Source organism: Pararhodobacter sp. (assembly GCF_036802785.1).
Lineage (GTDB): Bacteria > Pseudomonadota > Alphaproteobacteria > Rhodobacterales > Rhodobacteraceae > Pararhodobacter.
The window spans coordinates 1-21,587 of sequence record NZ_DAIRVN010000083.1 but is presented as its reverse complement, the minus strand read 5'-3'; the positions used below and the strand labels follow the sequence as shown (position 1 = coordinate 21,587).

The window sequence follows — 21,587 nt, the reverse complement described above, 5'->3', positions numbered from 1 at the left end:
AGGTGCGGCGATAAGGTGGGGTGATCCGATCCGGGGGCAGGCGCGTAAGAGACGAAAGACAGCACCAGACCGGAGGAAAGTGGCATGCCCGACCGCGTTCTCATACCCTTCCGCAGGCAGGCGCTGGTTCTTGCGCTCGCGCTTGCACTGCCGGGCACGCCCGCGCTGGCGTTTGAGCGTATCACCGATGCGCAGGCCTTCGCGCGCCTGATCGAGGGCCGCACACTGACCCGGTTCGGTATCCGGCTTGAGGTTTCAGCCCGGGGCGATGCCTCAGGGCAGATCAGCGGGCGCGGGTTCGGCTACCCCGTCACCGGCGCCTGGCAGTGGGAGTCGGGTTTTTTCTGCCGTGATCTGGATTGGGGCGGCAGCGATCTGGGGTTCAACTGTCAGGCGGTGCTGCACGACGGCGGCACGCTGCGCTTTGTCTCGGATCAGGGGCAGGGGGACCATGCCGATTTCCGGCTGCGCTGACCCCGCCAGCTGAAGGCGACCCTTCAGAAATCGACCGCGATCCCCTTCTTTTCCCAGTCGCCATAGCGCACGGGTTCAGGCCCGTCCCTGCGCCCGCCCAGTTCCTTGGGCAAGGTGACCTCGGCGGCGGCGTTGCGCCGGGCCTCGGCCTCGGCGAGGGCGCGGCGGGCGGCGGCGGGCAGGTCGTCGCGCGTCGGTGTGGGGCTTTCGGCGGGCATGGGGCGTTTCCTCGGGTGCTTTCTTGTATCGGACGGGGCAATCGTCTAACCCCGAAGATAGTCCGCCCCCCGCCCCGGGGCAAGAACCAGACCGGAAGCCCGATGCCCGCGAACCGCCCCCAACCCGATGCCCGCGCGCTGGCCCTGCGCCTGCTGCTGGCGGTCACGCAGGACGGGCACATGCTGTCCGACAGCGCGCCCGACAGCGCCGACCCGGCCACCCGCGCCCGTGCCCTGCGCCTTGCCACCACCACCCTGCGGCATCTGCAACGCGCCGATGCCGTGCTTGCGCCCCTGCTGCGCAAGCCGCCGCCGCCTGAGATTCAGGCGCTTCTGCGGCTGGGCGTGGTGGAGATGCTGGAACTGGGCGAGGCGGCGCATGGCGTGGTGAACAGCGCCGTGGCGCAGGCGCGGCTGGTGCGGGGCGGCGCGGCCTTTGCCGGGCTGGTGAATGCCGTGCTGCGCCGTGCCGCGCAGACCGAAGGCTGGGCCGCGCTGCCCGTTCCGCGCCTGCCCGGCTGGCTGCGCCGCCGGCTGGTCGCCGCCTATGGGCAGGAGGCCGTGGCTGCGATGGAGGCGGCGCATCTGGCGGGCGCGCCGCTTGATCTTACCCTGCGGCCTCTGCCGGACGACGCCCGTGCCGCGTTGACCGGGGCTTTGGAGGCGGCAGCATCGGTAAGCACGCTGCCCGGCGGGTCGCTCAGACTGGCTGGCGGGGCGCAGGTCTCGGCACTGCCGGGTTACGCTGAGGGCCAGTGGTGGGTGCAGGATGCCGCCGCTGCCCTGCCCGCGCTTCTGCTGGCCGCCCGGCCCGGGGAAACGGTGCTGGACCTCTGCGCCGCACCCGGTGGCAAGACGATGCAACTGGCGGCAACGGGCGCCAGTGTCACGGCGCTGGACATGTCGGAACCGCGCCTGAAGCGGCTGCGCGCCAATATGTCGCGCACCGGCCTTCAGGCCGCTATCCTTTGTGCGGATGCGCTGGAATGGCAGCCGCCCGCACCCTTCGATGCGATTCTGCTGGATGCGCCCTGTTCGGCCACCGGCACCATCCGCCGCCACCCTGACCTGCCGCTGATCCGCAAACCCGGCGATCTTGCCGCGCTTACCGCGTTTCAGGCGGCGCTTCTGGACCGGGCGCTGGCCATGCTGCGCCCCGGCGGGCGGCTGGTCTATTGCACCTGCTCGCTCTTGCCCGAAGAGGGCGAGGCGCAGGTGAGCGCGGCCCTTGCCCGCCACAGTGATCTGCGCCTGATGCCGCTGCCCGCGCCCCCGTTCGGCGATGCCACGCCTGAGGGCGGCTGGCGCACACGCCCTGATCATCTGACCGCGCAGGGTGGTGTGGACGGGTTTTATATCGCCTTGTTGACACGCAGCTGACCCGTCGCATGGTGACAATCGCGCGGGCAGAAGCTATTGCAGCATAATCAGGCCTCAAGAGGTTCTGAGCAGGGCAAGCAGAGGCGGAGCATGGAGCACGGCTGGTCAGCACGGCGCACCCGGTGGGGCAATCGCCTTGCCGCGCGACGAAGCACCCGCGCGGCGCCTGCGGGCGGCTTCACCTCGCAGCCCGAACCCCGCACCATCGGCTTTTACGCGCGCGGGCGGCAACTGACGGCGGGGAATTTCCTGCTGGGCGGGCATATGGTGGAAACCCACCGGCCTTGGGAAATCGAACCACCATCCCCCGCCTTTGCCGCTGAACTGCACGGTTTCGGCTGGCTGGATCATATGGCCGCCGCCGGTGACCGTGATGCACGGATCGCCGCGCAGGGCTGGGTTTCGGACTGGATCACGCGCTACGGGCGCGGCACCGGCCCGGGGTGGGAGCCTGATCTGACCGGCCGGCGGGTGATCCGCTGGATCAACCACGCGCTCTTCCTGTCCTCCGGGCGCGATGGCGCGGCAAATGCCCCGTTTTTCGCCAGCCTTGGCGCGCAGACTGACTTTCTGGCGCGGCGCTGGAAGGCCGCGCCGCCCGGACTGGCGCGGTTTGAGGCGGTGACCGGGTTGCTCTATGCCGGTCTGTCGCTGATCGGCATGGAGCATCATGTGCCTGCCGCGACCGGGGCGCTTGCCACGGCCTGCGCCTGCGATATCGACGCCGAGGGGGGTATCCCCGGGCGCAACCCCGAAGAATTGCTGGAAATCTTCACCCTGCTGACCTGGGCCGTGCAGGCCCTGTCCGAGGCCGGGAAGCGGGCCCCGCCCGCCCTTTCCGCTTCCGTTGCCCGGGTGGCAAAGGTGCTGCGCTGCCTGCGCCATACAGATGGCGGGCTGGCGCGGTTTCACGGCGGCGGGCGCGGGATGGAGGGGCGGCTGGACCATGCGCTGGCAGCCACCGGGCATGGCGCGCCGGCAAGGCAGGCGCAGGCGATGGGCTATGCGCGGCTGGAGGGCGGGCGCACCACCGTCATTGTCGATGCCGCAAGGCCGCCGGGTGGGGCGGCGTCCATGCGCGCGCATGCCTCGGCTCTGGCGTTTGAACTGACCTCGAACCGGCGCCCGCTGGTGGTCAACTGCGGCTCCGGCCTGTCATTCGGGCCGGAATGGGAAAAGGCCGGGCGGGCCACGCTGTCGCATTCGACGCTCAGCATCGACGGCTTCTCTTCGGCCCGGTTCGCCCGTGTCGCCCGCCCCGAAGAGGGCGCGCCGCCGCTGCTGGACGGGCCGAAAAGCGTGACCTGCCATATCAGCCGTGAGCGCTATGCGACGGCGGCGCTGCTCAGCCATGACGGGTATGTCGCTACCCACGGGCTGACCCATATCCGCAATCTTGACCTGTCCGCCGACGGGCGCGCGCTTCTGGGCGAGGATACGCTGGCGGCGCTGGAGGGCACGCATCGCAAGCGTTTTGATCAGGTGCTGACGGCGAACCGGCTGCAGGGCATCCCCTATGCCCTGCGCTTTCATCTGCATCCTGATGCGGATGCCTCGCTGGATATGAACGGCGCGGCGGTGTCGGTGGCGCTGCCCTCGGGCGAGATCTGGGTGTTTCGCTTTGACGGGCCGGGCAAGCTGTCACTTGAGCCCTCGGTCTATCTGGAAAGCGGGCGTCTGGCTCCGCGCCCCTGCCGTCAGATCATCATCCGCGCAGCGATTCTGGACCATACCAGCCAGATCAACTGGACACTGGCCAAGGCACAGGATACCCCGCTGGCCATCCGCGATATCGGCCGCGCCGATGACCCCGCCTTTTCCGGCGATTTCTTTGCCACAGACTGACGAAGCCGACAGAACAAGCGGATTAACGCACCCACCGGCCCAAGCGCATCGCCCACAGATACGGAACTGACAGACATGACCGACCTTGCCCCCCTCAGCCGCGCGCTGCTCTCCGTCTCCGACAAATCCGGCCTGCTGGAGCTGGCAGGCGCCCTTGCCGCGCGCGGTGTGGAGCTGGTTTCAACCGGCGGCACGGCGGCGGTTCTGCGTAAGGCGGGGCTGGCGGTGCGCGATGTGTCTGAACTCACCGGCTTTCCCGAGATGATGGATGGGCGGGTGAAAACCCTGCATCCGATGGTCCATGGCGGGCTGTTGGCGCTGCGCGATGATGCTGGGCATGTCGCCTCGATGGCAGAACACGGGATCGTGCCGATCGACCTTCTGGTGGTGAACCTCTACCCGTTCGAGGCCACGGTGGCGCGCGGTGCGGGCTATGATGAAACCATTGAGAATATCGACATCGGTGGCCCGGCGATGATCCGCGCGGCGGCCAAGAACCACGCCCATGTCGCGGTGGTGACCGACCCGCAGGATTATGACGCGCTGCTGGCCGAGATGGATGCGCAGGGAAATCAGACCCGGCTGGCCTTCCGCCAGAAGCTGGCACAGACCGCCTATGCCCGCACCGCCGCCTATGACGCCGCGGTCTCTACCTGGATGGCGGGCGCGATTGGCGAGGCCACGCCGCGCCGCCGCGCCTTTGCCGGGCAACTGGCGCAGGCGCTGCGCTACGGCGAGAACCCGCATCAGTCGGCGGCCTTTTATACCGATGGCTCAGACCGCCCCGGCGTGGCCAGCGCGGTGCAGCATCAGGGCAAAGAGCTGAGCTATAACAACATCAACGACACCGACGCGGCGTTTGAGCTGGTGAGCGAATTCACCGACGGCCCGGCCTGCGCGATCATCAAACACGCCAATCCCTGCGGCGTGGCGACCGGCGAGACGCTGGCGCAGGCTTATCAGCGCGCGTTCGATTGCGATCGCACCTCGGCTTTCGGCGGCATCATCGCCTTCAACCGGCCCATCGACGGCCCCACCGCGCAGGCGATCACCGAGATCTTCACCGAGGTCGTTATCGCGCCGGGCGCCGATGACGATGCACTGGCGGTGTTTGCGAAAAAGAAGAACCTGCGCCTGCTGACCACCCCCGGCCTTGCCAACCCGGCCGCGCCGGGGCTGGCCTTCAAACAGGTTTCAGGCGGGTTTCTGGTGCAGGACCGCGACAACGGGCTGATCACCGCCGCTGATCTGAAGGTGGTGACGAAACGCGCGCCGACAGACAGCGAACTCGCCGACCTGCTGCTTGCCTGGACCATCGCCAAACATGTGAAATCGAACGCGATTGTCTATGTGAAGGACGGTGCGACTGTGGGTATCGGTGCGGGCCAGATGAGCCGGGTTGATTCCACCCGCATCGCCGCGCGTAAAGCGCAGGATATGGCCGAGGTGCTGGGCCTGCCCGCGCCCCTGACGCAGGGCTCGGTCGTCGCCTCGGACGCGTTCTTCCCCTTCGCCGATGGCCTGCTGACCGCAGCCGAAGCGGGCGCGCGCGCCGTCATCCAGCCCGGCGGCTCGATGCGCGACGCCGAGGTGATTGCGGCGGCGGATGAGGCGGGGCTGGCGATGGTCTTTACCGGCCAGCGGCATTTCCGGCACTGATATGCGGATAGCCACGCTCACCCTCCTGGCCATTCTGATCAGCGACCAAGTGCTCAAATGGTTCGTCGTCATCGGGCTGAACCTGCGCGAGGTGCTCTATATCGAGGTGTTGCCACCCTGGTTCAATCTGACCATGGCATGGAACCGGGGGGTGAATTTCGGCCTCTTCGCCTCTGATTCGGATACCACGCGCTGGGTGCTGATCGCGCTGGCATTGTTCATTTCTGGCTGGGTCTGGCTTTGGGTCCGGCGCGAGGGGGGTGGGCCGATGCTTCAGGTTTCGGCCGGGTTTCTCGTCGGCGGGGCGCTCGGAAACGTGATCGACCGGCTGGTCTGGGGCGCGGTCGCAGACTTTATCAACGTTACCTGCTGCGGTATCCGCAACCCCTATGCCTTCAACGTCGCCGATATCGCCATCTTCGCCGGTGCCTTCGGGCTGATCCTCTTCGCCGGTGGTAAAAAGGACCCGTGACCTTGTTCGCGATATCCGTTAAAGAAGGCCCATCCGGCAATACCCTGGGGGATATGGCATGACTATCTATCGCAGTTTCGTGGCAGCCGGTCTGGCGCTTGCGACGCTGGGCGCCTGTTCCTCGCGCCCCGATCAGCCGATTCTGATGAATATCGCGGCGTCCAACCGTGGGCCGGATGAGTTTTCAATCCTGCCAACCCAGCCGTTGCAGGCGCCGCCCAGCTTCAGTGCGCTGCCCACCCCCACGCCGGGAGGCGGCAATCTGGTTGACCCGAACCCCCGCGCCGAAGCCATCGCCGCGATGGGCGGCAGGGCCGGCGCGGCCGAGACCGGGGGCATTCCGGCGGCTGATTCGGCGCTTTATGCCCATGTCGCGCGGCACGGCACCTCGGGCGATATCCGCCAGCAGCTTGCCGCTGAAGACCTTGAACACCGCCAGCGCAACAACGGCCGCGTGCTGGAACGTCTGTTTGGTGCGAATGTGTATCACCGTTCCTACCGGGATCAGGAGCTGGATCGTCAGGCCGAGCTGGAGCGCTGGCGTCAGGCCGGGGCGCGCACGCCCGCCGCACCGCCCGCCGGTACCCGCTGAACACCGGCTACGCTGCGCGCAAATCCTTTCACACGGCAGACTTGGCCTGGCTGACGCCCGCGCAGGCGGCGCAGCCCGGGCGCGGGTGCGTGGCGATCTTGCGGCTTTCTGCATAAAGGGCGTCATAGATCAGCAGCTGCCCGCGCAGCCCCTCGCCTGCGCCGGTAAGGGCCTTGATCGCCTCCAACGCCATCATGGCGCCCAGAACACCGGGCAGGGGGCCGATAACCCCGGCCTCGGCACAGCTGGGCGCAAGGCCCGCTGCAGGGCGCGTGGGGAACAGGCATTCAAAACAGGCACCGCCGCGCGCCGGGTCATAGAGCCCGATCTGCCCTTCCCATTGCGTGATCGCCGCTGCGATCAGCGGTTTCCCCAGCTTGGCCGCCACACGGTTGACCATGTAGCGGGTGTCGAAATTATCGGTGCCATCAAGGATCAGGTCATATTCAGCGAACAGCGTTTCGGCATCTGCTTCGGTCAGGCGGCGATGATAGGGGCGGAAGGTAATGAAAGGGTTGAGGGCATTCACCTGCTCCTGCGCGGAAAAGACCTTGGGCATGCCGATGCGGGCATCGGTATGGATGATCTGGCGCTGAAGGTTGGGGCTTTCCACGATGTCGTCATCGACCACGCCGAGCGTGCCCACCCCGGCGGCGGCCAGATACATCAGCACCGGCGCGCCCAGCCCGCCCGCGCCGATCACCAGCACCCTGGCCTCTTTAAGCCTGCGTTGGCCGGGGCCGCCGACCTCACGCAGGATGATGTGGCGGGCGTAGCGATTGAGCTCTGCCTCGGAAAAGGGCGGGGCCTTGCCCGGCGCACCTGCCGCCGCAGCCACGGGCGTGGCGCGGCGCCTGAGCCTTGCCAGCCCGGCCCGGTAGCCCAGCACCAGCGCCAGCACGCCTGCCAGCACCAGCCATGGGCGCGCGTCACCGCCCGTCGCCTCGCGCAGGGCAGCGCCCGGCGGCAGGGTCAGGTTTATCAGCACCACCACAGCCCAGAGCCCGGCCAGAAACCCCAGCGTCATCCGCAAGGGCAGGCGCAGCAGCGTTGCCAGTGCCCAGATCGCCACGCCAAGGGCAAAAACGCTGAACATCAGGCCCGGCCGGTGGAGCCGAAGCCACCCGCCCCGCGCGCCGTCTCGCCCAGTTCGGACACTTCGGCAAACGCCACCTGCACCACGGGCGCGATGATCATCTGCGCGATGCGGTCGCCGTGGGCGATGGTATAGGGCGCGTCCCCCAGATTGATCAGCGCCACACCCAGCGGCCCGCGGTAATCGCTGTCGATCGTGCCGGGCGTGTTGGGAAGGGTGATGCCGTGCTTCACCGCAAGGCCCGAGCGCGGGCGGATCTGCATCTCATAGCCCAGCGGAATTTCCACGCGCAGCCCGGTGGGCACGATGGCGCGCTGCATCGGATGCAGCACCAGCCCCTCCGCGCGCTGCTCAGGGGGCAGATTGGCGCGGATATCGGCCCCGGCAGAACCCGGGGTTTCATAGGCAGGCAGCGCGATGGATGGGTCGGCCCAGCCTTCGCGCAGAAGTTTCAGTGTGACGCTCATTCGGGTTGTCCTGTCAGATGGGCAGCGATGCGCGCGGCAAGGCGCGCGGCGACTTCGGTTTTGGGCAGGCGTGGCCAGTTCTCGGTGCCGGTTTCGGTGATCAGATGCACCGCGTTCTCGGTCCCGCCCATGATGCCCGTGGCGGGGGAGACATCATTGGCCACCATCCAGTCGCAGCCCTTGCGGAGGCGTTTGGCCTGCGCGTGGGCGATGACATTCTCGGTCTCGGCGGCAAAGCCCACCACCAGCCCCGGGCGCAGCCGGTGGCGCGAAACCGTGGCAAGGATATCAGGGTTTTCGGCGAATGCGAGAACCGGCAGGCCTGAGGCGTCTTTCTTCATCTTCTGAGTGGCCTCCTGCGCCACCCGCCAGTCGGCCACGGCGGCAGCAAAGACGGCGGCATCGGCGGGCAGGGCGCCCTCGACCGCCTCCAGCATCTGGCGGGCGGTTTCAACGTGCAGGACCTGCACGCCCGGCGGCGGTGGCACGGTGGCGGGGCCGGTGACAAAGGTCACCTTCGCGCCCAGATCGCGCAGCGCTGCCGCCAGCGCCGTGCCCTGCGCGCCCGACGAGCGGTTGGCGATATAGCGCACCGGGTCGATAGGCTCATGCGTAGGGCCGGAGGTGACGAGTATACGGCGGCCCTTCAGCGGGCCATCGTGCAGGGCCGCGCCAATCGCGGCGAAAATGTCAGCCGGTTCGGCCATGCGGCCCGGCCCATGCTCGCCGCAGGCCATGTCGCCATGCGTGGGGCCGGTCACCAGCACACCATCGGCGCGCAGCCGGGCAAGGTTGCGCTGCGTGGCCGGGTGCTCCCACATCCGCACATTCATCGCAGGCGCGATCAGAACGCGCTTGTCAGTGGCCATCAGCAGCGTGGTCGCCAGATCATCGGCATGCCCGCCTGCCATCTTCGCCATCAGATCGGCGGTGCAGGGGGTGACCACCACCAGATCGGCGGCGCGGGAAAGCTGGATATGGCCCATCTCGGCCTCGGCGGTCAGATCGAAGAGATCCTGATGCAGCGGGCTGCCCGCCAGCGCCGCCACCGAGAGGGGTGTGACGAACTGCGCACCGGCGCGGGTCAGAACCGGCGAGACAGCGGCCCCCGCGCCGCGCAGAAGGCGGATCAGCTCCAATGCCTTGTAGGCTGCGATGCCACCGCCGATGATCAGCAGGATACGTTTGTCGGCAAGCATCGGCGGGCTCCCTGTGATGTGGTGCGCAGGTTAGGGGCGCGACGGGGCAAGTTCAACACCCGGTGAGGCGCGGCAGAAGGGGGCTTTGCCCCCTCTGGGCCTGTCGGCCCATTCACCCCCAGGATATTTTTGAACAGATGAAGGGGGGGCGCGTTGAATTCATCTGGCGCCGGAGATCCGGACGGGTGCGCGGACCGGGGCTTACAGCCTGCGCAGCAGCTCGGGCGTGGGCCAGCCGTCGGCGGGCAGGCCAAGCTGCGCCTGAATATCCTGCACTGCGGCCCGGGTATTTGCGCCCAGAATCCCGGTCACGCCGCCGGTGTTCAGGCCGCGCGCCTGCAGGCGCTGCTGCAGATCGCGCATCTGTTCGCGCTCAAGCCCCTGTTCGGGGTTTCCCGCATCGTAGATCGGCGCCCCCTCCAGCCGGGTGGCGAAATAGGCGGCGGTCACCACATAGGTGAAACTCTGATTCCAGTCGAACAGCACCCGGAAATTGGGGAAGACCATGAAGGCGGGCCCCCGGTGCCCCTGCGGCAGGATGACCGAGGCGGGCATGTTCCCCGAGGGCAGACTGCCATGGCGCGGCGCGACCCCCATGCGCTGCCAGTCCGCCACCGTCATCTCGGTGCGGATTCCGGTGCGTGTCAGGTCCAGCCCCTGCGGGATGCGGACCTCATGCAGCCAGGGCTCGTTCGGGCGCCAGCCGTGGTGGCGCAGCAGGGCCGCGCCCGACAGCACCGAATCGGCCAGCGAGCCGCGCAGATCGACGCGCCCGTCGCCATCGCCATCGACGCCCAGCCGCAGAATATCGCCCGGCAGCATCTGCACCATGCCGATTTCGCCCGCCCATGCGCCCACCGTGGTGGCCGGGTCGATCATCCCCCGGCGGTAAAGCTCGACCATCGCCAGTACCTGCGGGCGGAACAGCTCCGGCCTGCGGCAGTCATGCGCAAGGGTTACGAGCGCATTGGCCGTGTTGAAATCGCCCTGAAAGCTGCCGTAATCGGTTTCAAACGCGAGAAACGACAGCATGATCGCCGGGGACACGCCATAATCCCGCCGCGCGCGTTCAAAAAGCGCGCTGTGCTGGCGCGCCATCTGCTGGCCACGGTCCAGCCGGTTCTGGCTGATCAGCTGGCGCGAGAACTCGATGAAGGGCCGGGTAAAGAAGCCCTGCCCCCTGTCACGCTGCAACACCGCCTGATCCTGGCGCACCGCGCGAAAGAAGCCGTCCACCGTATCGCGCGGGATGCCCTGCGCGACGGCCTCTGCCTTCAGGCCCTCGACGAAGGCCGGGAAGCTGCCGCCGCATTGCTGCGCGGCGGCGGGGGCAACAAGGCCAAGGCTTAGCAGGGTTGCGGCAATCAGGGCGCGGCGCATCGGGAACTCCTCACAAGTTTGCACAACCCTATCAAGCGCTCCGGCCCCGGCCAAGGGGATTGCGCCCCCCAAAGCCGGTGTCGGCCTCAGCGCCCGTGGGGGGCGTTGAAATCCAGCACCGGGTTGATCGGGATGATCCGGTTCGGATTGATGGTGTCATGGCTGTAGTGGTAATGGCGCACGATATGGTCCATCTGCACCGTTCCGGCCACGCCCGGCACCTGATAGAGCGCGCGGGTATAGGCCCAGAGATGGGGGTAATCCACCAGCCTGCGCCGGTTGCATTTGAAATGCAGGTGGTAAACGCTGTCAAAGCGCACCAGCGTGGTGAACAGCCGCCAGTCGGCCTCGGTCAGGCGATCGCCCAGCAGGAAGCGGTTGGTCGCCAGATGCGCCTCCAGCCAGTCCAGCGTTTCAAACAGCGGGTGAACTGCCGCGTCATAGGCGGCCTGCGTGGTGGCAAAGCCGGCCTTGTAGACGCCGTTGTTGACGTTGTCATAGACCCGCTCGTTGACCGCCTCGATCTGGTCGCGCAGCGGCGCGGGCCAGTAATCGTCGCTGTTACCGGTGATGGCGTCGAACGCGCTGTTGAGCATCCGGATGATCTCGGCGCTCTCATTCGAGACGATGGTGCCGCGCTCCTTGTCCCACAGCACCGGCACCGTCACCCGGCCCGAGATTTTCGGATCGGCCCGCGTGTAGATGTCGCGCAGATAGGCGGCGCCGAACAGCGTGTCGCCCGTCGCTCCCTCGAAATCGGTGCCGAATTCCCAGCCCTCGTCCAGCATGTCCGGATGCACGACCGAGACGCCGATATGGTCTTCCAGCCCCTTCAGCGCGCGGAAAATCAGTGTGCGATGGGCCCAGGGGCAGGCGTAGGAGACGTAAAGATGATAGCGCCCGCTTTCCGCCTTGAAGCCGCCCTCGCCCGAAGGGCCGGGCGCGCCGTCCGCCCTCACCCAGTTGCGGAACCGCGACGTATCACGCTTGAAGGCGCCGCCCGTGGAGTCGGTGTCATACCAAGCGCTGTTCCATTCGCCGTCGATCAGTCTGCCCATAATGCTCTCCTTTTCTCTGTCCCTTGATGTGGCGCCGGGGCCGCCTTGTGCAACCCGCACCCCCGCGCAGGGGTTGTGCGCTGGGGAACAGGCGAAAAAATGGGCGCGGTTACAAAAGGGTAACTTGTTTTCGCCATGATTGGCTCCATCATAAGCGTGAAAAGAATCGGGGCCGCCATGCTGGAACATCTGCCGGAAGACATCCGCCAAGGGATCGCGGCAGCGCAGCGCCGCAGCCTGCGCAGGGGATCGCGGCTTTGCGTCCATGTCAATGATGCGGTCTTTCCCGTGCTGCGCCTGTGGGAGACGGGCTTTGCCGTGGACGCCCGGCGCGTGCCGCGCCTGCGCGGTCTGGTCGATATCTATGATGGCCCGCGACACATCCGCCAATGCCTGATCATCGCGTCGGAAAATGACGGCAATGAAATGAGCTATGATTTCAAGCGCGCCACGGTCATCGCGGAAGACCCGGTGCGCGATTACGCGGATGACAGCACGCCCCCCTCCGGCTACCTGCCCCGCCCGGCCTGACCGCCGCCAGCGCTGCGCCCAAAGCCGCCGCCGGACAAAGCCCGGTGCTGCGTTACGCGCGAACGCGCCGGGGCGGATTGCCACGCCGCCCGCCCGGCCTGTGCATCCCGTCGCCCGGAAAGCACAGACGCCGCCCCGTTCATCTGTTCAAAAATATCCTCGGGGGAAGCCCCGGATGCAATCCGGGGCGTGGGGGCAGACAGCCCCCATCCGCCATCCCCGCAAGCGCAGGTCCGGCCGCCTGACACTCCCGGCCTGCCACGGCCCCGCTGCTTCACCCAAAGCGCCCCGGCCTTCTGCCCCGCAACCCGCCCCTATTGCAGATCCCCGAAGGCGCGCTGCAGTCGCGCTACCGCCTCAGCCACCCGCGCACGGGGCGTGGCGATGTTGAAGCGCAGGAAGCTTTCGCCGCCGGTGCCGAAACTGGTGCCATGGTTGGCCGCGATCTGCGCCTCCTTCTCAACCCGCTTCAGCACCTCGCCCATCGCCATCCCGGTCCCGGCAAAATCCACCCATTCCAGGTAGGTCGATTGCAGCGGCACCACCGAGAGGCCGGGAATGGCCGCCACCCCGGTCTCAAAGAGCTGCCGGTTGCCATCAAGATAGGCGCACAGATCATCCACCCAGGCCGCGCCCTCGGGGCTGTAGGCGGCAGTGACCATATGCAGGCCAAAGGAATTCGCCGATATCCCCAGCCCCGCCATGGTCTGCGCGAACTGCTTGCGCAGCGCCGGATCGGGGATGATGACATTGCCGGTATGGGCGCCCGCAATATTGAAGGTCTTGGTGGCAGCGGTCAGCATCACCAGCCGGTCAAGGCAGTCAGGCGCGGCCAGCGGCATCGGCAGGTGCTTGTGGCCGGGCATCACCAGATCATGGTGGATCTCGTCCGACACCAGCACCAGCCCGTGCCGCGCCGCGAAATCGGCAACGCCGCGCAGCTCCTCCGCCGTCCAGACCTGCCCGCCGGGGTTATGCGGCGAACACAGGATCAGCATTTTCTCGCGCCCGGTCATCAGCGCATCATAGGCGGCGAAATCCATGGTCATGCGGCCATCGACGGCGACCAGCGGGCATTCCACCACCTCGCGCCCCGCCGCCTCGATTACCCTCGCAAAGGCGTGGTAAACCGGAGTGAACAGCACCACCCCGTCGCCCGGCGCGCTCCATGTCTGCACGCACAGGCCCGTGGCATTGACCAGCCCATGCGCCGAGAACACCCATTCGGGCGCGATTTCCCAGCCGTGGCGATTGGCCATCCACCAGTGGATCGCGCCCAGATAATCGCTGTCATCGCCGAAATAGCCATAGATCCCGTGATCCAGCATCGCCTGCAAGGCGTTCTGCACGCAGGCGGGCGGGCGGAAATCCATATCGGCCACCCACATCGACAGGCCGGTCGCGGCGGGCACGCCGTAAATCGCTTCCATCTTGTCCCATTTCACGGAATGGGTGCCCATACGGTCGATGATCTCGTCGAAATTCATTACTGCCTCCGGCTTTTGCGGCAGATTTGCCGCTGGCGCGCCGCTCCGCAACCCCAAAACCACACGCGCCCCGTTGCATGGAGGCAGGTCATGGCCTAAATCGCGCGCATGAGCATCCGACCGATCCTTCTGCACCCCGATCCGCGCCTGAAAAAGGCCTGCCCGCCCGTGCCCGCTGTCACGGGTGAGATTGCGCAACTGGCCGAAGACATGCTGGCGACGATGTATGACGCGCCCGGCGTCGGCCTTGCCGCGCCGCAGGTGGGGGTTCTGGCGCGGATGTTCGTGATGGATTGCGTCAAGGAAGAGGGTGCGGTGCCCCGTCCCATGGTGCTGATCAACCCCGAGATCATCTGGCGCTCGGACGAGAAGAACACCTATGAAGAGGGCTGCCTGTCGATCCCCGAACATTACGCGCCCGTGACCCGCCCGGCGCAGGTGACGATGCGCTGGCTGGGGCTGGACGGCAAAACCCATGAGGAACGCTTTGATGACCTCTGGTCCACCTGCGCCCAGCATGAGCTGGACCATCTTGATGGAAAGCTGTTCATCGACCATCTGGGGCCGATCAAACGCCAGATGATCACCCGCAAGATGGAAAAATTCAAACGCGAGCGGGCGCGCGGATGAGCGTTCTGCCGATCCTGCGCTACCCCGATGCGCGCCTGCGCCGCCCCTGCCTGCCGGTGGGCGCGCCTGATGCGGCGCTGCGCCAACTGGCCGCCGACATGCTGGAAACCATGTATGCCGCACCGGGCCGGGGGCTTGCCGCGCCGCAGGTGGGCGTGCTGAAGCGGCTTTTAGTGATGGACCCGGGCTGGAAAGAGGGCGCACCCACGCCGCTTATCTGCCTTGATCCGGAAATTCTGGAGGCTTCGGAGGAGCAGCACACCGGGCCGGAGGGTTGCCTGTCGATCCCGGATGTTCCGGCACTGGTCAGCCGCCCGGCATGGGTGCTGCTGCGCTGGCGCGACCTCGACGGGCAGGTGCATACCGAACGACTGACGGGTATGGCCGCCATCTGCGCCCAGCACGAACTGGACCATCTCAACGGCAGGCTGATCATCGACCTGATGGACGAGGAGGCGCGCCTTGCCGCCTCGCCGCTGCTGGTGGCGATGGGAGAGGGTGCATGATCCGCCGTTGCATCCCCTGGCCGGATGCAAGGCTGCGCACCCCCGCCGCCCCGGTCGAGGCGATCAGCGAAGAGGTCCGCGCGCATTGGGCCGACATGATCGACACGATGGAGGCCATGCCCGGCGTCGGCCTTGCGGCGCCGCAGATCGGGGTGATGCTGCGGCTGGCAGTCGTCGATGCCTCTGAAGCACGGGGACAGGCGGTGCGGATGGCCAACCCCGAGGTGCTGCATGCTTCGGGCCAGATGCGCAGCCATGACGAGGCCAGCCCCAACCTTCCCGGTGTCTGGGCCACGATCGAGCGCCCGCGCGCGGTGACGGTGCGCTTTCTCAATGCAGATGGCGCGATGGAAGAGCGTGATTTCGTGGGCCTCTGGTCGACATCGGTGCAGCATCAGATCGACCATCTGAACGGCAGGATGTATTTTGACCGCCTGAGCAAGATCAAACGCGACATCCTTCTGCGCCGCGCCCGCAAGCAAGGCTGATGGCGGGGCTGAATCGCACGGCGTCAGGGGGCTTTGCCCTCTCTGGGCTACGCCAATTCACCCACAGGATGTTTTCAGACAGAAAATGAGATCCGTACGCGCGGCCATTTTCTGTCTGAAAATATCCCGGGGGAGTCGCCCGAAGGGCGGCGGGGGCAGCGCCCCCTGCCTTTTTTTGCGCGCTGTCGTGCTGGCGCGCAGTTGGGAAAGGACTGCTTGACCTCGGGCCGCAACTCCCTGAAAGGGGAACATTAACCGCCCCTGCCACAGGGGAAGGCAGCAAGCAAAGGATCATCCATGCGTGTGATCTTCATGGGAACCCCTGAGTTTTCGGTTCCCGTCCTTGAGGCGCTTCATACCCGCCATCAGGTTCTGGCCGCCTACAGCCAGCCGCCGCGCCCGGCGGGGCGGGGCAAGCAGCCGCGCCCCTCGCCGGTTCAGGCCCGGGCCGAGGCGCTGGGCCTGCCCACCCGCACCCCGCGCAGCCTGAAAGACCCTGCCGAGCAGGCCGCTTTTGCCGCGCTGGAGGCCGATGTGGCGGTGGTAGTGGCCTATGGGCTGATCCTGCCGCAGCCGGTTCTGGATGCGCCAAAGTTGGGATGCCTGAACATCCATGCCTCGCTTCTGCCCCGCTGGCGCGGTGCCGCGCCGATCCAGCGGGCGATCATGGCGGGCGATGCCGAGACCGGGGTGTGTATCATGCAGATGGAGGCGGGGCTGGATACCGGCCCGGTTCTGCTGCGCGCGGCCACGCCGATATCGGAGGAGGATACCGGCGCCAGCCTTCATGACCGCCTGTCGGCGATGGGGGCTGCGCTGATTGTCGAAGCGCTGGAGCGGTCGCCCGGGCTGACCCCGGTGCCGCAGCCGGAAACCGGCGTCACTTATGCCGCCAAGATCGACAAGGCCGAGGCGCGGGTGAACTGGAACCAGCCCGCCGAAACGGTTGCGCGCCAGATCCGCGCGCTGTCACCCTTTCCCGGCGCGTGGTGCGACACTCCGGCGGGGCGGCTGAAATTGCTCGATGCCCGGGCGGTGGCGGGAAACGGGGCGCCGGGGACGGTGATTTCCGGCCTCACCATTGCCTGCGCCGACGGGGCCGTGGCGATCAGCCGGGCGCAGCGCGAGGGCAAGCGGCCGATGGATGCGGACGAGCTGTTGCGCGGCATCGACCTGCCGGCGGGCACGCGGCTGACCGGGTAGGGGGGCGCTGCCCCCCGCCCTGCGGGCCCCCCCGGCGTATTTCCGGCAAGATGAATGGCGCGGTCAGGCCAGAAGGGCGCGCGCCTCGCGCCAGAGGCGAATGGTAATGTCACCCGCCGGTTCGGCACGCGACAGGGCGGCGGCCTGCCCTGCCAGCGCATAGAGATGGTCGAAATCCTGCGCGTCGAGGGCTTTGCGGCGCATCGGATCGGTCAGGTGGCGTTGCACCGGATAGGGGGCGGGGGCTGGTGCGGCAGGGTGATCGGCGGCGCGGGTGAAGGCATTGATCAGCGCGCGGGCGGTGCGGCCGGTAAAGGCGCGGGTCAGCGTGGTGTCTTCGGGCCGCGCGGATGCCAGTGCGCGGGCCCAGGCGGGGTTGATATCGGCCTCGGGCGCGCGCAGGAGTGCGGTTCCGACCATCGCCGCCGATGCCCCCAGCACCAGCGCCGCCGCCACCCCGCGCCCGTCTCCGATCCCGCCCGCGGCGATCACCGGCACCGCGACGGCATCGGCTACTGCGGGCACCAGCGCCAGTGTGCCCACCGTGGCGCGCGGCGCATCCTCGGCGGTGAAGCTGCCGCGATGCCCCCCGGCCTCGGCCCCCTGGGCGATGATGGCGTCGGCCCCGGCGGCCTCGGCGGCGAGGGCCTCGGCAAGGGTGGTGGCGGTGGCGAACCACGCGATGCCGCGCTCTTTCAGCGCGGTGACCTGATCGGGGCGGAACAGGCCCATGATGGTGGAGGCCACGGCGGGTGCCGCCTCCAGCAGGGCGGCGAACTGGGCGTCAAAATCGGCCAGAAGCGGGGCCTGGGGCGGCGCGGGTTCAGGCCCGAAGCTGGCAAGGAAGCGCGCCTGCGCGGCCTCAAGGCCCGCATCGCGCAGGGGTGCGGCATCGGGCACCCAGAGGTTGATCTGGAACGCCCCCGCCGATTGCTGGCGGAACCGCGCTGCCCAGTCAGCGATGCCGTCGGGGGAGAGCGGCAATGCGCCGCAGGCCCCCATCCCCCCGGCATTGGCCACCGCTGCGGCCAGCGCGGGTGGCGAAGACCCGGCCATCGGCGCCATGAGCACAGGGTTTTCAAGGCCGTAGCGGGTGCAGAAGGCATGGGCGCGGTCAAGCGGGCGGGGCATGAGGGGCCTTTCGCGGTCAACAGGCGCAAGGCTGGCATGGATGCGGCGCCGGGGCAAGCGCTGGTCTGGGCCGCGCGGAAGGCGTATCATGGGCGCACAAAGGCGGGCGGGTGATGATACGCATTCTCTGGGGCAGTCTGGGCGGGATATCGGTGGGGCTGGGCGCCGCGGGCGTCGTGTTGCCGCTGGTGCCGACCACGCCCTTCATGCTGCTCGCGGCCTATTGCTTTGCCCGCTCCTCGCCCCGGCTGGAAGGCTGGTTGCTTGACCATCCGCGCTTTGGCCCCGCGATCAGGGACTGGCGCGCGCATCGTGCCATCTCGAACCGGGCCAAGCGGCTGGCGGTGATCGCCATCGGGCTGACCTTTGCGCTGAGCGTGGCGCTGCGCCTGCCCGGCGGGATTCTGGCGGTGCAGGCCGCTGTCCTGTCGGCGGTCAGCTTGTTCATCCTGACACGGCCCACCGCGCCCCCGGAGCCGGCCCGCCCCAGCGCCCCGGTTACCCACCATTCTTGAGCTTGACACGCGATGCCCCGCTCTGTTGCATGACACTGCAACGGGGGAGGGAGAACCAGTTGACCACCACATTCCTGAGGGTCTGTCGCGCGCTTGACCGTGCCACGCTGGTGGTCTGCGGTGTTGCGGGTGTGGTGCTGGTGGTCATGGTGCTGTTCAATGTGGTGCTGCGCTATGGTTTCGGCATGGGGTCGATCAAGCTGCAGGATCTGGCCGGGTATGCCTTCGCGGTTTTCCTGATCACCAGTGTGCCGGTCTGTCTGGCGCGCGGCGGCCATGTTCGGGTTGAGGTGCTGTCCGAGCGGCTGCCACCGGCCTATCTGCGCGGGGCGGATACGGTGGCGCTGTTGCTGTTCCTGATCCCGCTTTTCGCGCTGATCATCCGGGCGGGCTGGGGCGATCTGGCCTATAGCTGGCAGATTTCCGAGGGGTCATCGACCCCCGGAGGCCTCGGCGGGCAATATCTGGTCAAGACGGTGTTGCCGGTTGCGGCGGGGCTGATGATCGTGCAGGGGCTGGCGACGGTGATCGCCCCGCCTGCGCGCGCGGAGAGCACGCTTTGAGCCCGCAGGAGATGGTTCTTGCGGTGATGTTCGGGGCGCTGTTCGCGGGTATCCTCAGCGGTATTCCCGCCATGCTGGCGATTGCCGGAGTGCCGATGCTCACCGCCCTGATCGCTGCGCAATTCGGCCTGTTCGACCTGCATTTCCTCAACTTCTTTCCAGCCCGTGTCTGGGGGGTGATGACCAACACGCTGCTGATGGCGGTGCCCTTGTTCGTGCTGATGGGGGTGCTGCTTGAACGCTCAAATCTGGCCGAGGCGATGCTGCGCATTCTGGCACGGATGCTGGGCGGCAGCCCGCGTGGCATGGCGCTGTCGGTGCTGGCCTTCTCGGCGCTGATCGCGGCTTCTACCGGCATCATCGGGGCCACGGTGGTGATGCTGGTGCTGATCAGCCTGAAGCCTATGCTGGACGCCGGGGTGCACAAGCGGCAGGCGAGCGGGTTGATCTGCGCCTCGGGCACGCTGGGGCAGATCATTCCGCCGTCGATTCTGCTGGTGCTGCTGGGCGATCAGATCGGCAATACCTATCTGGAGGCGCAGCAGCGCGCGGGCAATTTCGCGCCCCAGCCGGTGTCGGTTGCCGATCTGTTCGCGGGCGCGATGGTGCCGGGGCTGGTGCTGGTGGGGCTCTATGCGCTGTGGCTTCTGTTCACGCTCAGGCCCGCGAAAGGGGCCGTGCGGGTGCGGGGCGTTTCTGTGCCATTGCGGGATATCCTGTTCACCTTTCTGCCGCCGATGCTGCTGATTCTGGCGGTGCTGGGCTCCATTCTGGGCGGCATCGCCACCGCGACCGAGGCGGCGGGGCTGGGCGCGGTGGGCGCGCTGCTGATGGCGGCCTTCGCCACCGCAAGGGCGAACAGCGAGCGGGTGGTGATTGCGCTGGCGGGGCTGTCGGCCTTCGCGCTGGTGATGCTGCGGATCATGGGTTTCGGGCGTGCGGCGCTGGACAGCCCGGCAGGGATGCTGGCGCTGGCGGCCGCACTGCTGATCGGGCTGGGGGTGCTTGCGGCGGGCGCGCGGCTGTGGCGGGGCCGGATGCTGCAAAGCGCGCTGGTGGAAACCATCCGAATCTCAGGCATGGTGTTCGGCATCGTCATCGCCGCCTCGATGCTGGCGCTGGTGTTTCGCGGCTTTGGCGGCGACCGGACGGTGAGCGCGCTGATGGAGGCGCTGCCGGGCGGCGACTGGGGCGCGCTGTTTCTGGTGATGGGGGTGGTGTTCGTGCTGGGCTTCATTCTGGAAGCGGTCGAAATCATCTATATCGTGGTGCCGCTGCTGGGGCCTGCGGTGCTGGGCACCGATATCTCGCCCGTCTGGTTCGCGGTGCTGCTGGCGATGAACCTGCAGACCAGCTTCCTCACCCCGCCCTTCGGTTTCGCGCTGTTTTATTTCCGCTCCGTCGCGCCTGCCTCGATCTCGACGGTCGATGTGTATCGCGGCGTCATCCCCTATGTCTTGCTGCAACTGCTGGCGCTGGCGTTGATCATCGCCTTTCCGGCGCTGGCGACATGGCTGCCCGACCGCATTTTCGGCTGATCAACACGGAGGAGAATACCCATGAAACGCAGAACATTTCTGGCCTCGGGCGCGGGGCTGAGCGCTGTGGCGCTGGCGGCGCCCGCCGTGGCGCAGGGCGTCATCGAGTGGAACATGCCCTCGGGCTTTCCCAAGGCCGCGCCGGGGGTGGGCACCAACTCCACCCGCTTTGCCGAGCTGGTGGAGCGCATGTCAGACGGGCGCATCCGGCTGACCGTCTATGGCGCGGGGGAGCTGGTGCCGCCCTTTGCCGTGGAAGATGCGGTGCAGCAGGGCAATGTGGCGATCGGTCATTCGACGCCCTATTACGCGGCCTCGAAAACCTCCGCCGCGCATTGGTTCACCGGCGTGCCCTTCGGCATGACCGCGACCGAGCATTTTGCCTGGCTGAAATGGGGTGGCGGGCAGGAAATCTGGGATGAGATTTATGCCGAGCGCAACCTCAAGCCGATCTATTCGGGCAATTCGGGCGTGCAGTCGGGCGGGTGGTTCAAGAACCGGATCGAAAGCCTTGATGACCTGCAGGGGCTGAACATGCGCATCGCGGGCCTCGGTGGCGAGATGATGCGCAAGCTGGGGGTGAATGCGGTGCTGATGCCCGCGACCGAGATATTTCAGGCGCTGCAATCGGGCGCGCTGGACGCTGCCGAGTGGGTGGGGCCGCTGCTGGATCAGGCCTTTGGTCTGCAGCGCATCACCAGCCTGTGCTACACCCCCGCCTATGCCGAGCCTTCGGCGGGGCTGGAAGTGGTGGTGAACACCGACGCCTGGGCAGAGCTGCCTGCCGATCTGCAGGCCATCATCGAGGGTGCCGCCATGCAGGCCGCGATGGAGACGCTGGGGCAGTTCGATTATTACAACGTGCAGGCCATGGCCCAGCTGGAAGAGGCCGGGGTGGAGTTCCTAGCCTTCCCCGACGATGTGGTCACCGCCATGCGCGGGGCGTGGGACGAGGTGCGCGAGGAACAGCGCGCGGAAAGTGCCGATGCGGCGCGGGTGCTGGAAAGCATCGAGGCCTTCACCGACAAGGCCATCCCCTACAGCGCGGCCTTCACCGAGCGGTATCTGGCGTCACGGCACTGAACGGGTGTAGTGTGGGCTGAAGCCGGGTGAGGGGGGCTTTTTGCCCCCCTCTTCGGCTGCGCCGAATTCACC

Annotated in this window: 23 protein-coding genes; 15 read left to right on the top strand and 8 right to left on the bottom strand. The window is 67.4% G+C overall.

Annotation, left to right across the window (positions count from 1 at the left end; translation table 11 throughout):
* The first annotated feature begins 84 nt into the window (after positions 1–84).
* Entirely contained in the window at positions 85–474 is a 390-nt protein-coding gene (locus tag V7Q53_RS20305; RefSeq protein ID WP_333830651.1) for a dihydrodipicolinate reductase, read from the top strand.
* 23 nt (positions 475–497) lie between these two features.
* Here the strand turns inward: V7Q53_RS20305 and V7Q53_RS20300 are convergent, their stop codons facing one another.
* A complete protein-coding gene (locus V7Q53_RS20300; protein ID WP_333830650.1) occupies positions 498–692 on the bottom strand; it encodes a DUF1674 domain-containing protein in 195 nt (64 codons plus the stop codon).
* 102 nt (positions 693–794) lie between these two features.
* Between V7Q53_RS20300 and V7Q53_RS20295 the strand changes: the two genes are divergently transcribed.
* The 5 genes from V7Q53_RS20295 (at position 795) to V7Q53_RS20275 (ending at position 6,640) form a co-directional block, all read left to right on the top strand.
* Positions 795–2,072 carry an RsmB/NOP family class I SAM-dependent RNA methyltransferase gene (locus V7Q53_RS20295; RefSeq protein ID WP_333830649.1) on the top strand — a complete coding sequence of 426 codons (1,278 nt, stop codon included), beginning with the start codon at positions 795–797 and terminating at the stop codon, positions 2,070–2,072.
* Positions 2,073–2,162: 90 nt separating this feature from the next.
* The gene (locus V7Q53_RS20290; RefSeq protein ID WP_333830648.1) at positions 2,163–3,917 is read left to right on the top strand and encodes a heparinase II/III family protein; all 1,755 of its coding nucleotides are present in this window, start codon (positions 2,163–2,165) and stop codon (positions 3,915–3,917) included.
* Positions 3,918–3,992: 75 nt separating this feature from the next.
* Positions 3,993–5,576 carry a bifunctional phosphoribosylaminoimidazolecarboxamide formyltransferase/IMP cyclohydrolase gene (gene purH, locus V7Q53_RS20285; protein ID WP_333830646.1) on the top strand — a complete coding sequence of 528 codons (1,584 nt, stop codon included), beginning with the start codon at positions 3,993–3,995 and terminating at the stop codon, positions 5,574–5,576.
* Between the two features lies 1 nt (position 5,577).
* A complete protein-coding gene (gene lspA / locus V7Q53_RS20280; protein ID WP_333830645.1) occupies positions 5,578–6,048 on the top strand; it encodes a signal peptidase II in 471 nt (156 codons plus the stop codon).
* Between the two features lie 58 nt (positions 6,049–6,106).
* The gene (locus V7Q53_RS20275) at positions 6,107–6,640 is read left to right on the top strand and encodes a DUF3035 domain-containing protein (protein WP_333830644.1); all 534 of its coding nucleotides are present in this window, start codon (positions 6,107–6,109) and stop codon (positions 6,638–6,640) included.
* Positions 6,641–6,668: 28 nt separating this feature from the next.
* Here the strand turns inward: V7Q53_RS20275 and V7Q53_RS20270 are convergent, their stop codons facing one another.
* The 5 genes from V7Q53_RS20270 to V7Q53_RS20250 all read right to left on the bottom strand — a co-directional run bounded on the left by V7Q53_RS20270 (position 6,669) and on the right by V7Q53_RS20250 (position 11,840).
* Complete coding sequence (locus V7Q53_RS20270; protein WP_333830642.1) at positions 6,669–7,736, bottom strand: HesA/MoeB/ThiF family protein; 1,068 nt, start codon at positions 7,734–7,736, stop codon at positions 6,669–6,671.
* Positions 7,736–8,203 (bottom strand): dUTP diphosphatase, encoded by a 468-nt coding sequence (dut, locus tag V7Q53_RS20265; RefSeq protein ID WP_333830641.1) that lies wholly within the window; start codon positions 8,201–8,203, stop codon positions 7,736–7,738. Before dut ends, V7Q53_RS20270 begins: the two co-directional genes overlap by 1 nt.
* Positions 8,200–9,402: a bifunctional phosphopantothenoylcysteine decarboxylase/phosphopantothenate--cysteine ligase CoaBC gene (gene coaBC / locus V7Q53_RS20260; protein WP_333830640.1), complete on the bottom strand. Its 1,203-nt coding sequence runs from the start codon at positions 9,400–9,402 to the stop codon at positions 8,200–8,202. Before coaBC ends, dut begins: the two co-directional genes overlap by 4 nt.
* 201 nt (positions 9,403–9,603) lie before the next feature.
* Positions 9,604–10,782, bottom strand: coding sequence for a lytic murein transglycosylase (locus tag V7Q53_RS20255; RefSeq protein ID WP_333830639.1), 1,179 nt, complete (start codon positions 10,780–10,782; stop codon positions 9,604–9,606).
* A gap of 86 nt (positions 10,783–10,868) precedes the next feature.
* A complete protein-coding gene (locus V7Q53_RS20250) occupies positions 10,869–11,840 on the bottom strand; it encodes a glutathione S-transferase family protein (protein WP_333830638.1) in 972 nt (323 codons plus the stop codon).
* Between the two features lie 177 nt (positions 11,841–12,017).
* On the opposite strand from V7Q53_RS20250, the gene V7Q53_RS20245 reads away from it, so the two are divergent.
* The gene (locus V7Q53_RS20245) at positions 12,018–12,371 is read left to right on the top strand and encodes a hypothetical protein (RefSeq protein ID WP_333830637.1); all 354 of its coding nucleotides are present in this window, start codon (positions 12,018–12,020) and stop codon (positions 12,369–12,371) included.
* 314 nt (positions 12,372–12,685) lie between these two features.
* Here V7Q53_RS20245 and V7Q53_RS20240 read toward each other — a convergent pair whose 3' ends face one another.
* Positions 12,686–13,858: a MalY/PatB family protein gene (locus V7Q53_RS20240; protein ID WP_333830636.1), complete on the bottom strand. Its 1,173-nt coding sequence runs from the start codon at positions 13,856–13,858 to the stop codon at positions 12,686–12,688.
* Positions 13,859–13,966: 108 nt separating this feature from the next.
* Here V7Q53_RS20240 and def (V7Q53_RS20235) point away from each other — a divergent pair, with 108 nt between their 5' ends.
* The 4 genes from def (V7Q53_RS20235) (at position 13,967) to fmt (ending at position 16,685) form a co-directional block, all read left to right on the top strand.
* The gene (gene def, locus V7Q53_RS20235) at positions 13,967–14,488 is read left to right on the top strand and encodes a peptide deformylase (protein ID WP_333830635.1); all 522 of its coding nucleotides are present in this window, start codon (positions 13,967–13,969) and stop codon (positions 14,486–14,488) included.
* Positions 14,485–14,994, top strand: coding sequence for a peptide deformylase (def, locus tag V7Q53_RS20230; protein WP_333830633.1), 510 nt, complete (start codon positions 14,485–14,487; stop codon positions 14,992–14,994). The genes def (V7Q53_RS20235) and def (V7Q53_RS20230) overlap by 4 nt, the downstream gene beginning before the upstream one ends.
* Positions 14,991–15,482 carry a peptide deformylase gene (def, locus tag V7Q53_RS20225; protein WP_333830632.1) on the top strand — a complete coding sequence of 164 codons (492 nt, stop codon included), beginning with the start codon at positions 14,991–14,993 and terminating at the stop codon, positions 15,480–15,482. The genes def (V7Q53_RS20230) and def (V7Q53_RS20225) overlap by 4 nt, the downstream gene beginning before the upstream one ends.
* A 297-nt stretch (positions 15,483–15,779) precedes the next feature.
* Positions 15,780–16,685: a methionyl-tRNA formyltransferase gene (gene fmt / locus V7Q53_RS20220; protein WP_333830631.1), complete on the top strand. Its 906-nt coding sequence runs from the start codon at positions 15,780–15,782 to the stop codon at positions 16,683–16,685.
* A gap of 63 nt (positions 16,686–16,748) precedes the next feature.
* Here the strand turns inward: fmt and V7Q53_RS20215 are convergent, their stop codons facing one another.
* A complete protein-coding gene (locus tag V7Q53_RS20215) occupies positions 16,749–17,816 on the bottom strand; it encodes an NAD(P)H-dependent flavin oxidoreductase (protein ID WP_333830630.1) in 1,068 nt (355 codons plus the stop codon).
* Between the two features lie 116 nt (positions 17,817–17,932).
* Here V7Q53_RS20215 and V7Q53_RS20210 point away from each other — a divergent pair, with 116 nt between their 5' ends.
* Genes V7Q53_RS20210 through V7Q53_RS20195 form a run of 4 tightly spaced genes read left to right on the top strand, consistent with a single transcriptional unit; the run spans position 17,933 to position 21,515 of the window.
* Complete coding sequence (locus tag V7Q53_RS20210; RefSeq protein ID WP_333830652.1) at positions 17,933–18,331, top strand: YbaN family protein; 399 nt, start codon at positions 17,933–17,935, stop codon at positions 18,329–18,331.
* A 59-nt stretch (positions 18,332–18,390) separates the two neighbouring features.
* The gene (locus V7Q53_RS20205) at positions 18,391–18,894 is read left to right on the top strand and encodes a TRAP transporter small permease subunit (RefSeq protein WP_333830629.1); all 504 of its coding nucleotides are present in this window, start codon (positions 18,391–18,393) and stop codon (positions 18,892–18,894) included.
* On the top strand, positions 18,891–20,432 hold the full coding sequence (locus V7Q53_RS20200) for a TRAP transporter large permease (RefSeq protein WP_333830628.1): 1,542 nt from the start codon (positions 18,891–18,893) through the stop codon (positions 20,430–20,432). The genes V7Q53_RS20205 and V7Q53_RS20200 overlap by 4 nt, the downstream gene beginning before the upstream one ends.
* Positions 20,433–20,453: 21 nt before the next feature.
* The gene (locus V7Q53_RS20195) at positions 20,454–21,515 is read left to right on the top strand and encodes a TRAP transporter substrate-binding protein (RefSeq protein WP_333830626.1); all 1,062 of its coding nucleotides are present in this window, start codon (positions 20,454–20,456) and stop codon (positions 21,513–21,515) included.
* Positions 21,516–21,587 lie beyond the last annotated feature (72 nt).

Bases quoted from the DNA above. Each gene is read 5' to 3' on its own strand.
- V7Q53_RS20305 (WP_333830651.1), top strand. From the start codon at position 85: ATGCCCGACCGCGTTCTCATACCCTTCCGCAGGCAGGCGCTGGTTCTT.
- V7Q53_RS20300 (WP_333830650.1), bottom strand. From the start codon at position 692: ATGCCCGCCGAAAGCCCCACACCGACGCGCGACGACCTGCCCGCCGCC.
- V7Q53_RS20295 (WP_333830649.1), top strand. From the start codon at position 795: ATGCCCGCGAACCGCCCCCAACCCGATGCCCGCGCGCTGGCCCTGCGC.
- V7Q53_RS20290 (WP_333830648.1), top strand. From the start codon at position 2,163: ATGGAGCACGGCTGGTCAGCACGGCGCACCCGGTGGGGCAATCGCCTT.
- purH (WP_333830646.1), top strand. From the start codon at position 3,993: ATGACCGACCTTGCCCCCCTCAGCCGCGCGCTGCTCTCCGTCTCCGAC.
- lspA (WP_333830645.1), top strand. From the start codon at position 5,578: ATGCGGATAGCCACGCTCACCCTCCTGGCCATTCTGATCAGCGACCAA.
- V7Q53_RS20275 (WP_333830644.1), top strand. From the start codon at position 6,107: ATGACTATCTATCGCAGTTTCGTGGCAGCCGGTCTGGCGCTTGCGACG.
- V7Q53_RS20270 (WP_333830642.1), bottom strand. From the start codon at position 7,736: ATGTTCAGCGTTTTTGCCCTTGGCGTGGCGATCTGGGCACTGGCAACG.
- dut (WP_333830641.1), bottom strand. From the start codon at position 8,203: ATGAGCGTCACACTGAAACTTCTGCGCGAAGGCTGGGCCGACCCATCC.
- coaBC (WP_333830640.1), bottom strand. From the start codon at position 9,402: ATGCTTGCCGACAAACGTATCCTGCTGATCATCGGCGGTGGCATCGCA.
- V7Q53_RS20255 (WP_333830639.1), bottom strand. From the start codon at position 10,782: ATGCGCCGCGCCCTGATTGCCGCAACCCTGCTAAGCCTTGGCCTTGTT.
- V7Q53_RS20250 (WP_333830638.1), bottom strand. From the start codon at position 11,840: ATGGGCAGACTGATCGACGGCGAATGGAACAGCGCTTGGTATGACACC.
- V7Q53_RS20245 (WP_333830637.1), top strand. From the start codon at position 12,018: ATGCTGGAACATCTGCCGGAAGACATCCGCCAAGGGATCGCGGCAGCG.
- V7Q53_RS20240 (WP_333830636.1), bottom strand. From the start codon at position 13,858: ATGAATTTCGACGAGATCATCGACCGTATGGGCACCCATTCCGTGAAA.
- def (WP_333830635.1), top strand. From the start codon at position 13,967: ATGAGCATCCGACCGATCCTTCTGCACCCCGATCCGCGCCTGAAAAAG.
- def (WP_333830633.1), top strand. From the start codon at position 14,485: ATGAGCGTTCTGCCGATCCTGCGCTACCCCGATGCGCGCCTGCGCCGC.
- def (WP_333830632.1), top strand. From the start codon at position 14,991: ATGATCCGCCGTTGCATCCCCTGGCCGGATGCAAGGCTGCGCACCCCC.
- fmt (WP_333830631.1), top strand. From the start codon at position 15,780: ATGCGTGTGATCTTCATGGGAACCCCTGAGTTTTCGGTTCCCGTCCTT.
- V7Q53_RS20215 (WP_333830630.1), bottom strand. From the start codon at position 17,816: ATGCCCCGCCCGCTTGACCGCGCCCATGCCTTCTGCACCCGCTACGGC.
- V7Q53_RS20195 (WP_333830626.1), top strand. From the start codon at position 20,454: ATGAAACGCAGAACATTTCTGGCCTCGGGCGCGGGGCTGAGCGCTGTG.